This window comes from Rahnella sp. GSA61A, from assembly GCF_019969905.1.
GTDB lineage: Bacteria > Pseudomonadota > Gammaproteobacteria > Enterobacterales > Enterobacteriaceae > Rahnella > Rahnella aceris.
Genome location: NZ_JAHXYO010000010.1, coordinates 167,273 through 180,091, shown reverse-complemented (window position 1 = coordinate 180,091; position 12,819 = coordinate 167,273). Strand labels below are relative to the sequence as shown.

The window sequence follows — 12,819 nt, the reverse complement described above, 5'->3', positions numbered from 1 at the left end:
TCAGATAGATTTTGAGCAAACGCTCAAGGCCAGCAAGGTACTTGAGCAATCGCTCAAAATCAAGCAGCATCTGCCTGACAGTTGATGAAGCGTTGAAGATGTAACGGGGGAAAACGTCAGATTTACAGGCAATAAAAAAGCCCGCTCGGAAGCGGGCTAAAAAGGGCAAAACAGACTTTTGTCTCAACTTTCTTATTATCTCCCTGGTGCAGGATTTCTTATTCTTTCACCGTCTCCTCGAGTGTGAAGCGCCCTAACGGATTCTGGTGGAAATCTTTGATATTTTTACGGGTCACGTTGCGGTACGGGCTGTAATACAGATCAATCCAGTTCACATCGGCTTTCGCCATTTTCTGCAAATCGATGTACATCTGTTCACGCTTCTTCGGATCCATCTCCACCCGCGCGGCGGCCACCAGCGCTTTCACTTTGTCATTGTGATAACGCGTCATGTAATTCATGTTCGAGTCATGGCCCAGCGTAAAGGTGGTTTTCTGATCAGGGTCGAGAATGTCGTTCGTCCAGTACATCACCGAAATGTCATAGTCCCCCGCCACTAACATGTCCCAGCTCTGGCTCGGATCCACTTTCTGCAAGTTGGCAGTGATCCCGGCTTTTGCCAGTTGCTGTTGCAGCAATACCGCAATCTGTTCATCCACTTCATCACCGGCATTCACCAGATATTTCAGGGTCAGATTTTTCACTCCGGCGGCGGCCAGCAGTTGTTTGGCTTTTTCCGGGTCGTACGGGCGTTGCAGGTTGTCAGCGTAATGATACAGCGCGCCATCAGGGATGTAGGAGTTGGCGATTTTGCCGTAACCAAACGTCACGGTATCAATAATGGCTTTTTTATCGATGGCGAAGTCCAGCGCCTGACGCACTTCCACTTTGCCCAGGTCACCGTGAGAATGGTTGATCAGCAGGTGATCTTCACGGGTTGACGTATCCAGTTCGACGGCGAGTTTCGGGTCTTTTTGCAGCGATGAAATGCGCGAGAACGGGATCGACAGTGCCGCGTCAATTTCTCCGGCCTGCACTTTCAGCATGCGGGTATTGTCGTCCGGCAGCGTCAGCCACTCGACGCCATCGAGTTTCACTTTTGCGGCGTCCCAGTAGTACGGGTTCTTCACCAGTTCGACTTTCTCACCGCGCGTCCACTCTTTCACGCTGAACGCGCCGGAACCCACCGGGTGTTCGGCAAAATCATCCGCGCCCTGTTTGGTCAGCGCCTGCTGCGAAATCACCGAGGCATTCGGCAGTGCCAGTTGAGAAAGGAATGCTGCCGACGGCGTTTTCAGGGTGATCACCAGCGTATGGGCATCGGGGGCTTTCAGCGTATCGATAATGCTGTATGAATCCTTCCACAGCGATCCGGCGTCATCACGGATACGCGTCAGGCTGAACACAGCATCAGAGGCGGTCACCGGCGTGCCGTCAGAGAATTTCGCGTCGCGCATTTTCAGCGTATAGGTTTTACCGTCCGGCGAAATCGTCCAGCTTTCAGCCAGGCCCGGCAGCAGTTTGGTGCCGGTGTTATCAACGCGCACCAGCGGATCGAACACGTTGGAGAACACCCAGTTATCGGCGTTTTGCGCCGACTTGATCGGGTCAAATGTGGTGCTGTCTTCACGACGGCCGATGGTCAGTACCCCCGCAGCCTGCGCCATTTCGCTGACCAGACTCAACGCCAGCAGCACCCCGGCGGCCACAACGTTAAAATGCTTTTGCTTCATGTAACATTCCTTCAGTCATCGGATTGATCCCGTCGCTTTTGTGGTTATCAAGAACACAGGCGAAGGCATGGTCGGCAATATGCCGGGTTTCAGGTGCCGCACCGTGCCTGCACTCAGGCAGCGCAAAGGCACAGCGTGGATGGAAAGCGCAGCCCGCAGGCAACGAAACCGGGCTGGGTGGTTCTCCCTGTAACGGATGCTCCGGCAGCGGCCGGTCGGGGTCGATTTCAGGGATTGCCGCCACCAGCGCGGCGGTATACGGATGGCGCGGCGCGTTAAACACCGTTTGCGTCGGCCCGCTTTCGACAATACGTCCGAGATACATCACTGCCACGCGGTCACACAGGCGGCGCACAATCGCCAGATCATGGGCAATAAATAAGATCGCCAGCCCCATGCTTTCGCGCAGATCCATCAGCAGATTGATGATCTGCGCCTGAATCGACACATCCAGCGCCGCAACACATTCATCAGCGACAATCAGGCGTGGCTCGATAGCCAGCGCCCGGGCAATGCCGGCGCGCTGACATTGTCCACCGCTCAGCGCCTGCGGACGGCGCGTGGCATGTTCCGGGCTGAGGCCGACCAGCGTCAGCAACGTGCTTACCCGCGCCGGGATCTCCGCTTTCGCCACTTTGTTGTGTACCCGCAACACCTCGCCGATACTTTCGCCAATCGTCTGGCGCGGGTTGAGTGAGGAAAACGGATCCTGAAAAATCATCGCGGTTTGCTGTCGCAGACGGGCAATGTCAGGTTTCATGCCGTCGGTAATCAGTTGCCCGTTAAAACGAACCCGTCCGGCGCTGGCATTTTCCAGCTGCAACATCGCCCGCCCGAGGGTACTTTTTCCGCTGCCCGATTCACCGACCAGCCCCAGCGTTTCGCCTGCGTGAATATGCAGGGACACACCGTTTACCGCCTGAACGTGACGCTTTTTGAGGCCAAAGCCGGAGACCGGAAATGTCACGGAGAGTGCTTCCACTTCCAGCAGCGGATACGGCTGCGGCGTGAGATCAGACGAATGACTCATTGTGCCTCCCGTGGTTCAGCAGATGATGACAGGCCGTTGCGTGGCCGCCCGCTGACATCGCGGGTTGATTTTCACGGCAGAGCGCGGACGCCTGCGCACAGCGCGGATGAAAACGGCAACCACTGGGAAAATGTGCTGCGACCGGTGGCTGACCGGGCAGCGTGATCAGCCGTCCGCTGCCGCCTTCACTGACCGGCTGACAGTCAATCAGGCCGCGCGTATAAGGATGCTGCGCCTGGGCCAGAACCGGCCGTTTTTCACCGGTTTCACATAAACGCCCGCCGTACATCACCGCAATGCGGTCACAGGTTTGCGCCACCACGCCAAGGTCGTGAGTGATCAGAATAATCGCGATACCCAGCCGGTCGCGCAGATCGCGGAGCAGACGCAAAATCTGCATCTGCACCGTGACATCCAGCGCCGTGGTCGGTTCATCAGCAATCAGCATTTTGGGTTCGCAGGCCAGCGCCACGGCGATCATTGCCCGCTGACGCATGCCGCCGGAAAACTCGTGCGGATAGTTATCTGCCCGTCGCTGCGGATCCGGAATACCGACCTGACGCAGCAGTTCCACTGCCTGACTTTGCGCTTCACGGCGGCTGGCCCCAAAATGCAGACGGCGGCTTTCAGCAATCTGCTGACCGATGGTCATCACCGGATTCAGATGGCTGGCCGGATTCTGGAAAATCATGCCGATCTCCCGCCCGCGAATGGCCGTCATGCGTTTATCGTTCAGCGTCAGTAAATCGATGCCATTGAGGCGGATTTCCCCGGCGCGAATATGCAGCCCTTCACCGGGCAGCAGGCGCATCATGGCGCGACAGCTCAGGGTTTTGCCGGAGCCACTTTCGCCGACCAGCCCGAGAATATCGCCCGCATTCAATGTCAGCGAGAGTCTGTCCACCAGCGCCACACCTTGCCGGTCTTCAATGGTTAAGCCGGAAACCTGCATTAACGTCATGGCCGTTCCCCCAGTTTGTCACCCAGTCCGTCCGCCAGCAGGCTGAAACTCATCGCCAGCACCACAATCGCCAAACCGGGGAAGGTGGTTATCCACCACGCCGTAGTAATAAAGCTCTGGCCTTCGGCGACCATCACGCCCCATTCCGCTACCGGCGGCTGGACGCCCAGGCCGAGATAACTCACCGACGCGCCACTGAGTAACACCAGCACGCAGTCGGACATCGAGAACACCAGCGAACTGGTCAGCGCGTTGGGCAGAAGATGCAAAAGTAAGATACGCGGATGGCTGTAGCCCAGGCTGCGCGCGGCCAGAATGAAATCCCGGTGTTTAAGCGTCAGCACCTGCGAGCGCACCAGACGGGCATACGACACCCAGCCCACCATCGCCATCGCAATATAAAAACTGCCCAGTCCCGGCCCGAGAATGGCGATGATCGACAGCATCAGCACCAGAAAAGGAAACGCCAGCACCACGTCTATCACCCGCATGAAAAAGATATCGACTGCGCCGCCGAGATATCCGGCAAACGCGCCGATCAGCGTGCCGAAGGTAAACGGAAAAATCACACCAATCAGACAGATTTGCAGATCAATCCGTGCCCCCCACATCACGCGGGAAAGAATGTCGCGGCCAAAGTTATCGGTGCCAAACGGATGGGCGAACGTTGGGGGTGACAGTGTCACAGATGCATCCTGCGCAATCGGATCGAACGGCGCGATCCACGGACTGAGCAGCGCAATCAGAACCCAGACACTCAGCATCAGCATGCCGAGCCGTAACGCCTGCTGGCGCGGCAACCCGCGCAGGTGAAAATGCCCCATGCGTTGTGTCGCTATCTTTTCGGTCATGCTCATAGCTTCACCCTCGGATCCAGCGCCACAGTCAGTAAGTCTGCAATCAGGTTCACGATGACTGTCGCCAGGGCGAACACCAGCACCACACCCTGCACCACCATGTAATCACGGCTGATAATGGCTTTCACCAGCAACTGCCCCATACCGGGAATGGCAAATACGCTCTCAATTACCACCGTGCTGCCAATCAGCCAGCCGATATTTACTGCCAGCAGATTGACTGTCGGCACCAGTGAATTGGGCATCACATGTCGCCAGAAAATACGGTTTTCGTTTTGCCCCCGCGCACGGGCGGCGGTGACGTAATCATTCTGTAATTCCATCAGCAGACTGGCGCGCAGGTTACGGGTCAGAACCGCTGACAGCGCCAGCGCAACGGTCAGGCACGGCAGAAACAGGTGATGAATACGCTCGCCGACATCGCTGCCATAGCCCGACACCGGGAACCAGCCGAGGGACAGACTGAACAGTAAAATCATCATGATCGCCAGCCAGAACGCCGGTAATCCGAGGCCGATAGTAGAAAGTAAACGGATCACCTGATCCGCCAGTTGCCCGCGATGTCGTGCCGCTCCGGCCGCCAGCGGCACAGTAAACAGCATCGCCAGCAGCACGCTGCCGAGCACTAGATACAGGGTTGGCTCAATACGCGACATGATCAGCGTTAACGTATCCACACGGTAAATCAGTGACTTGCCCATCTCGCCATGAAACAGGTTGCGCAGAAAATAGAGATATTGCTGCCAGACCGGCAGATCCAGTCCGTACTGCACCCGGATTCGGGCGATGGCTTCCGGTGTGCTGCGTACCCCAAGCAGGATCCGCGCCGGATCGCCGGGTATGGCGCGCACCATCACGAAAGTCAGAATACTTATCCCCAGCAACACCGGCAGCAGTTGCAGCGGTCGCCAGAGCAAAAATCGGTAACGGTGCATGACAATCCTCTTAATGACAGTTTCTGGTGCAGAGCGAGAGTCTTTTCCCCTGTGGCTTTACGTTATCCGCAGTCAGGCCGCGCCGGTAGTTAGCAAAAATACTAGGTTTGCACCGTCAGCGATGTGGCACCGCGATTGCATAAATTTTCCTTACCAGGTGAGATTGAGCAAAACCGGTGCCCGATCAGCCCATTCAGACTGGCAAACAGTGATGCGGAGATAAATTCATGAAGCTCGCGGTGCAAGAGAGTGCAGTGTCTTTGCGGGAAACGACCGTTGATGGTGCGTTTGATCAGCTTTTCGCTCAGACCTCGCGCCTGGGGTTTGACGCCCTGATTTACGACTACACGCCGGTACCGCGTTCGCTTGAGGGCGAGCTGATCACACCGTCGCTGTTGCGGATGTGTAATGTGCCCGGCGACATGCAGCGGTTATGGCTGGAGAACGGGTATTATCAGGTCGATCCGGTGCAGCATTACGCTCTCGAAAGCTGCGCACCGTTTGTCTGGTCTTATCAGCGCCCGGACAATACCTCGCTGCAAAACCGCCTCAGTGACCTCAACAAACCGGTCACCCATTACATGTGCGATAACAACATGCCGAGCGGCGCGACGGTGCCGTTGCATTTGCCAAATGGTGGATTTGTGACGGTCACCGGCATTCACACCGGTGCGGGACATGAGCTGGATATTCATGATGTATTGGCCGAACTGAGCCTGCTGGCGCTGACCTTTCAGGAGTGCGTGTTTCCGCTGTTCGACAGCAGCATTCTCACCTGTCGCCACGTGCGCTTAAGCAAGCGCGAACGCGAATGTCTGACGTGGGCGGCAGAAGGCTTAACCGCCAAAGAGATCGCCCGCAAACTCAACCGGTCGATTGCCACCGTCACGCTCCATCTCAATACCGCCGCCCGCAAACTGGGGGCCAGTAACCGTGTGCAGGCCGTGGTTCGCGCGATGCATTACCGTTTACTCGACAGTTAATCTGCCCTGTTTTCTATCTTTTTTACTAGCTGTTCAACGCCGCCCCGATGTTTACCCTGTGGTTATTATTCACCGACAGGGGAAACAAAATGTACAACATCACTGAAGGCTATGCGCCGTTTCAGCAATACCAGACCTGGTACCGCATCTGTGGCGATTTACACAACGGCAAGACTCCGCTGGTTATTGCTCACGGCGGCCCCGGCTGCACCCATGATTACGTTGATGCCTTCCGCGATATCGCCGGAACCGGCCGCGCGGTGATCCACTACGATCAGATTGGTAATGGTCGCTCGACCCACCTTCCCGACAAACCCGCCGGCTTCTGGCAGCCCGCGTTCTTTCTGGCGGAACTGGATAATTTGCTGCGCCATCTGGGCATTGAAAAAGATTACGCGCTGCTCGGCCAGTCCTGGGGCGGCATGCTCGGTGCCGAACACGCCGTCATGCAACCTCCTGGCCTGAAAGCGCTGGTCATCGCCAACTCACCGGCCTCGATGGAACTCTGGTTGCAGGCCGCCGCCCGCCTGCGCAGCGAACTGCAGCCGGAGGTTCAGGAAACCTTACTGGCACATGAAGCCGCCGGAACCCTCAACAGCGCAGAATACAAAGCGGCGTCGCAGGTATTCTATGCCCGTCATGTCTGCCGTCTCGATCCGTGGCCGGAGGAGGTAAAACGTACCTTTGCGGCGATGGACGAGGATCCGACGGTGTACCTCGCCATGAACGGCCCGACTGAATTCCACGTCATTGGCAGCATGAAAGACTGGACGGTGATCGACCGCCTGCCCGCCATTAACGTGCCGGTATTGCTGATTTCCGGCCGCTACGATGAAGCCGCTCCCGACGTGGTGCAGCCGTTCGCAGATTTAATCAAAGGCGCTGAATGGGTGATTTTCGAGAATTCGAGCCACATGCCACACGTCGAGGAACGGGAAGCCTGTATGAAATGCGTCGGGGAGTTTCTGGAGATCAACAGCTCCCGCTGATGACGTATACAGGCTGCTTCTGGCTTATCCCGAAGCAGCCTGAGGGAATATTCTTTATGCCCCGATGACTCACATCATTAACGGCTGACACCGGGCGATTGCCCGGTAATGCGCTTATAAGCCCGGCTAAACGCAGCCTGTGAGGTATAACCCAGACGAAATGCCACGTTCTCGATAGAAATCTTGCTGTCTGAGAGCCACTGCGTGGCGAGTTGCATGCGCAGTTCCGTCACGTAACGCAACGGCGATACACCAATCATCGATTGAAAACGCGCGGCGAAAACCGAGCGCGAGATGTGCGACTCTGCCGCCAGCTCCGCGACGGTCCAGTTCCTGCCCGGATGCCGGTGCAGCGCCAGAATTGCCCTAGCCAGCCGGGGTTCCCGCAATGCAGCGGCAATGCCTGAGGCATTTTCACATCCACATTCCACCCACCCGCGAACAATCATTGCCGCGGCAACTTCCGCAAGCCGGGCCAGAATGCCTGCAAAGCCGATGCGGCCGGAGCATATTTCACGTTTCATCGAATCCATCACCGGCAACAGTCCGGGATAGCGTTCGCCTTTGGCATCCGCCACCATGGTTTCCGGCATCAGTTTACCCAGACTTTGCATTCCGCCCAGATCAAACGCCATGCAGCCATAAAAAAGAATCGCGCCCGGTATCGTATCCCTGCTCGGGCAGGTATCCACACCACTCACGGCTTCCCCTAATGGCGCGACATCGAAGTCGTCAATGTCCTGAGCGGTATGGCCGGGTTCAGAAAGAAGCTGATGTGCCATTCCGTGCGGCATAAAAACGACATCACCGGCAGACAATGGATGGATCGCGCCATCCCCGGTTTTAAGAACAGCGGAACCGACGGCAAGATAGTGAAAATAAGCATGTCCGGGCCTCGGTTTGAACGCCATGCCAAATTCAGAGCCGGTCTGGATGCGGCGATATTGCACACCACGCAGACGCATTCCTGTCAGGAGTTCACTGATCAGGTCAGAAGAAAGGGCAAAGGGATCGTGCTGGGTCATTTCAGGAGTAATAGTCAAAAAACAAGGATTTCGAATCATAGATCATCTCAACCATCCTGCCTAGACTCTGCGCTACGTTAATCTTCAGGAACATTTGAAATGAATCATAAAACAGAGGGCTCAGCGCCCGCGACCCGACAAGATGTGCAACAGGCTCCGCCAGCATGGATGGCAGTCTTCTCCCTCACCATGGGCGTGTTCGGTTTGTTAACAGCAGAATACCTGCCAGCCAGCCTGTTAACGCCCATGGCCTCAGACCTGCAGGTGACAGAAGCATTAGCCGGTCAGGCGGTGACGGTCACCGCGGTTATCGCGCTGTTTGCCGGACTGCTGGTACCGGGCCTGACCCGTAAGCTTGACCGCAGAACCGTTCTGTTAAGTTTTACTGTGCTGATGATCGCCTCAAACCTGCTGGTCGCCCTTTCCTCCAGCCTTGCCGTGTTGCTGGTGATGCGGATCCTGCTTGGCGTCGCGCTGGGCGGATTCTGGAGTATGGCCGCAGCGGTTGCGATGCGGCTGGTTCCGGAGAAACTCGTGCCGCGGGCACTGTCGGTTATCTTCAGTGGTATTGCGGTGGGAACCGTCGTTTCCGTGCCGCTGGGAAGCATTCTCGGTGAACTCTATGGCTGGCGCAGCGCGTTCATTGCCGCGGCTCTGGTGGGAGGAGTCACTCTTGCTTTTCAGTGGTTCACATTACCGCGCATGGCGCCCCGTCAGGTTACACATATAGCATCAGTCTTAACATTGCTGCGCCGTCCCGGCATTGCCACGGGGATGTCCGGCTGCGTGCTGGCACATACCGGCCAGTATGCCCTGTTTACGTATATTCGCCCTTCTCTGGAAAGCGTGAGTCATGTAGATGCGGGCGGACTGGCCCTGCTATTGCTCGGATTCGGAGTGGCAAATTTTGCGGGTACATTGCTGGCCGGATGGATAATGACTTACAGCCTTCGCCTGACGCTGATTGTGATGCCTTGTTTAGTCGGTATCGCAGCGCTGGGGATGATATTACTGCCCGTTCAGATCACCGGACTCACGCTGCTGGTTTTGCTGTGGGGGCTGGCATTCGGCGGTGTCCCCGTCGCCTGGTCAAACTGGGTAACCCGCTCGGTGCCCGATCAGGCTGAGAGCGCAGGAGGCATGGTGGTGGCTGCCGTGCAATCTTCTATCGCGGCCGGTGCGGCACTGGGAGGCGTCATGTTCGGACTGGGTGGGATCTCCGGGGTATTTATCACGGCAGGTATTGTGATGTTAAGTGCTGCGCTGATCATTGCCTTGTGCGTCAGGGTTGGCCTGTCCGGTGACGGCGCAGAAACCCCGTCCCTCCAGCACGAATAGCGTCAGGGAAATACGCTGATGAACATTCAGTAAATTCCTAAAAACAGCTAAAATTAATTCCACATAAACATTGTTACCATCATATCCGAATACTCAATTTATCATCATGTTAAAACTATTTCCGGTTCATTTCCCTGAACCGGATTGAGCTATAACAGTTTTATTAAAATTGAATATACGTTTTAGGGATAAAATTTACTCCCGGCGGAGTAAAAAATACAGATTAAATATAAATCCTTAAAAATCAATGAACTACACCATGCTGGCGACAATGTTTTTAATTTCTATCATGCGCAGGCGGGAAATAAAATCAATTTCGCTTCACGAAAAAAACAACAATTAACCCATTGAATTTTAATGATAAAAATGAAAATAACCTGAACTGTTATAGTGTATTTTCACCAAACTGTATCTACCCCGCAAAATAATATCAGTGCACAATCCTTTCATCTTAATCACGTATAAATCACAAGTGTACTCTGTATGTTAATTTTAATTAACGTGTCCCACTTTCTCCACAGGGGATGTCAGCAATGTTTGGATTAGATGCTTTTCACCTGGCAAGAATACAATTCGCATTCACCGTGTCTTTTCACATCATATTTCCTGCCATTACGATCGGGCTGGCCAGTTTTCTTGCGGTGCTTGAAGGGATGTGGCTGAAAACCGGCAACCGCAGTTACCGGGATCTGTATCATTTCTGGTCCAAAATTTTTGCTGTTAACTTTGGCATGGGGGTCGTGTCAGGTCTGGTGATGGCCTATCAGTTCGGCACCAACTGGAGCGGATTCTCGCAATTTGCCGGTAGCATTACCGGCCCTTTACTGACCTATGAAGTGCTGACCGCATTTTTCCTCGAAGCCGGTTTTCTGGGCGTGATGTTGTTCGGCTGGAACCGGGTGGGGCCTGGCCTGCATTTCTTTGCGACCTGTATGGTGGCGCTGGGCACGCTTATCTCCACCTTTTGGATCCTGGCATCGAACAGCTGGATGCATACTCCGCAGGGCTATGAAATTGTCAATGGCGTCGTGGTGCCGACGGACTGGTTTAAGGTCATTTTTAACCCGTCATTTCCTTATCGTCTGTTCCATATGTCCATCGCGGCTTTCCTCGCCAGTGCGTTCTTTGTGGGGGCTTCCGGTGCCTGGCACCTGCTTCGCGGCAATGATACGCCAGCGGTTCGGAAAATGTTTTCCATGGCATTGTGGATGGCGCTGATCGTCGCCCCCATTCAGGCAATGGTCGGTGACGCCCACGGACTGAATACGCTGGAATATCAGCCCGCCAAAATTGCGGCCATTGAAGGGCACTGGGAAAATCCGCCCGGGGAAGCCACACCGTTAATTCTTTTTGGCATCCCGGATATGGAGCAGGAACGCACGAAATATGCCCTGGAGATCCCTTATCTGGGCAGTCTGATCCTGACACATAGCCTGCAAAAACAGGTGCCCGCGCTGAAGGATTTTCCGAAAGAAGATCGTCCCTATTCGCCGGTAGTTTTCTGGTCTTTCCGCATCATGGTCGCGCTCGGTCTGCTGATGATCACGGCAGGCGTGCTGGGTGTGTGGCTGCGTTATAAAAAGCGGCTTTATCAGTCCCGCCCGTTCCTTTGGTTCACGCTGCTGATGGGACCTTCCGGTCTGATTGCCCTGCTTGCGGGCTGGTTTACCACTGAAATTGGCCGTCAGCCGTGGGTGGTTTATGGCGTTCAGCGCACCCGCGATGCCGTCTCCGCACACGGTGAAATGCACATGAGCCTCAGCCTGTTAGCTTTCCTGCTGGTGTACTCGTCCGTTTTTGGTATTGGCTACGTTTACATGATGCGTCTTATCAAAAAAGGGCCGGTGACCGGTGAAGGTGATGAGGTTTCTCACGGTGGACCAGGTAAGCCAAACACACCGGCGCGTCCGCTGTCTGCGGCGCAGGAAGGGCTGAGCAATCCTGAGGGAAGTAAAAAATATGATTGATTACACTATTATATGGTTTGGAATTATCGTATTTGCGAACCTGATGTACATCGTAATGGATGGCTTTGATCTGGGTATCGGTATTTTATTCCCGTTCAATAAAGACAAAACCGAACGCGACATGATGGTCAACACCGTTGCACCGGTGTGGGACGGTAATGAAACCTGGCTGGTACTGGGCGGCGCGGCCTTATACGGCGCTTTCCCGCTGGCTTATTCAGTGATTACCGATGCACTCACCATTCCGTTAACCCTGATGCTTTTCGGTCTGATTTTTCGCGGCGTGGCGTTTGAATTTCGCTTCAAGGCGACCGAAAAGCACCGTCCGTTTTGGGACAAATCGTTCATTACCGGTTCCATCGTGGCCACCTTCAGTCAGGGCGTTGCGGTCGGCGCAGTGCTTAATGGCTTTGAGGTGACAGGCAGAACGTATAGCGGCTCAGCGTTAAGCTGGCTGGCCCCCTTCCCTATTTTTTGTGGTATCGGGCTGGTGGTCGCCTACGCGCTGCTGGGCTGTACATGGTTAATCATGAAAACGGAAAATGCCCTGCATCAGAAGATGTGCCGTCTGGCTAAACCCTTGGTGATAACGCTGCTGGCGATCACCGGTGTGATCAGCATCTGGACGCCGCTGACCCATGCCGATATTGCTCATCGCTGGTTCAGCATGCCGAATCTGATCGCCTTTCTGCCGGTGCCGGTACTGGTCTTAGCCTGTACCTGGGGAATTTTGCGGGCGATAAAAAGTCACGCGCACTATATGCCGTTTCTGCTGACTCTCGCGCTGATTTTCCTCGGATTTTCGGGGCTTGGGATCAGCATCTGGCCGAATATTATTCCGCCGGCCATCTCGATTTGGGATGCGGCATCGTCAGAGAAAAGCCTGGCATTTATGCTGGTTGGCGCGGTGTTCATCATCCCCGTGATCCTGATTTATACCTTCTGGAGCTATTACGTCTTCCGGGGGAAAATCAGGGAAAACGAAGGCTACCATTGATCGC

At 55.2% G+C, this 12,819-nt stretch carries 11 protein-coding genes; 5 read left to right on the top strand and 6 right to left on the bottom strand.

What is annotated here, in order from left to right:
• Positions 1–218 precede the first annotated feature (218 nt).
• The 5 genes from LC431_RS14755 to LC431_RS14735 are packed head-to-tail and all read right to left on the bottom strand — an operon-like array spanning position 219 to position 5,516.
• Positions 219–1,733 (bottom strand): ABC transporter substrate-binding protein, encoded by a 1,515-nt coding sequence (locus tag LC431_RS14755; protein ID WP_013577860.1) that lies wholly within the window; start codon positions 1,731–1,733, stop codon positions 219–221.
• Positions 1,714–2,763 carry an ABC transporter ATP-binding protein gene (locus tag LC431_RS14750; RefSeq protein WP_013577861.1) on the bottom strand — a complete coding sequence of 350 codons (1,050 nt, stop codon included), beginning with the start codon at positions 2,761–2,763 and terminating at the stop codon, positions 1,714–1,716. The genes LC431_RS14755 and LC431_RS14750 overlap by 20 nt, the downstream gene beginning before the upstream one ends.
• Positions 2,747–3,724: an ABC transporter ATP-binding protein gene (locus LC431_RS14745; RefSeq protein WP_223510031.1), complete on the bottom strand. Its 978-nt coding sequence runs from the start codon at positions 3,722–3,724 to the stop codon at positions 2,747–2,749. The genes LC431_RS14750 and LC431_RS14745 overlap by 17 nt, the downstream gene beginning before the upstream one ends.
• A complete protein-coding gene (locus tag LC431_RS14740; RefSeq protein ID WP_223510030.1) occupies positions 3,721–4,581 on the bottom strand; it encodes an ABC transporter permease in 861 nt (286 codons plus the stop codon). Before LC431_RS14740 ends, LC431_RS14745 begins: the two co-directional genes overlap by 4 nt.
• Positions 4,578–5,516, bottom strand: coding sequence for an ABC transporter permease (locus LC431_RS14735; RefSeq protein WP_037033096.1), 939 nt, complete (start codon positions 5,514–5,516; stop codon positions 4,578–4,580). Before LC431_RS14735 ends, LC431_RS14740 begins: the two co-directional genes overlap by 4 nt.
• A 227-nt stretch (positions 5,517–5,743) precedes the next feature.
• Here LC431_RS14735 and LC431_RS14730 point away from each other — a divergent pair, with 227 nt between their 5' ends.
• Positions 5,744–6,499 carry a LuxR family transcriptional regulator gene (locus LC431_RS14730; RefSeq protein ID WP_013577865.1) on the top strand — a complete coding sequence of 252 codons (756 nt, stop codon included), beginning with the start codon at positions 5,744–5,746 and terminating at the stop codon, positions 6,497–6,499.
• 89 nt (positions 6,500–6,588) lie between these two features.
• Entirely contained in the window at positions 6,589–7,488 is a 900-nt protein-coding gene (locus LC431_RS14725) for a proline iminopeptidase-family hydrolase (RefSeq protein WP_223510029.1), read from the top strand.
• A 77-nt stretch (positions 7,489–7,565) separates the two neighbouring features.
• Here LC431_RS14725 and LC431_RS14720 read toward each other — a convergent pair whose 3' ends face one another.
• Positions 7,566–8,552 carry an AraC family transcriptional regulator gene (locus LC431_RS14720; RefSeq protein ID WP_223510028.1) on the bottom strand — a complete coding sequence of 329 codons (987 nt, stop codon included), beginning with the start codon at positions 8,550–8,552 and terminating at the stop codon, positions 7,566–7,568.
• A gap of 60 nt (positions 8,553–8,612) precedes the next feature.
• On the opposite strand from LC431_RS14720, the gene LC431_RS14715 reads away from it, so the two are divergent.
• The 3 genes from LC431_RS14715 (at position 8,613) to cydB (ending at position 12,815) form a co-directional block, all read left to right on the top strand.
• Positions 8,613–9,851, top strand: a complete 1,239-nt coding sequence (locus LC431_RS14715; protein ID WP_223510027.1) for an MFS transporter — start codon at positions 8,613–8,615, stop codon at positions 9,849–9,851.
• A gap of 533 nt (positions 9,852–10,384) precedes the next feature.
• Entirely contained in the window at positions 10,385–11,818 is a 1,434-nt protein-coding gene (locus LC431_RS14710) for a cytochrome ubiquinol oxidase subunit I (RefSeq protein WP_112151520.1), read from the top strand.
• Positions 11,811–12,815 (top strand): cytochrome d ubiquinol oxidase subunit II, encoded by a 1,005-nt coding sequence (gene cydB, locus LC431_RS14705; protein ID WP_112151519.1) that lies wholly within the window; start codon positions 11,811–11,813, stop codon positions 12,813–12,815. The genes LC431_RS14710 and cydB overlap by 8 nt, the downstream gene beginning before the upstream one ends.
• The last annotated feature ends 4 nt before the right edge of the window (positions 12,816–12,819 follow it).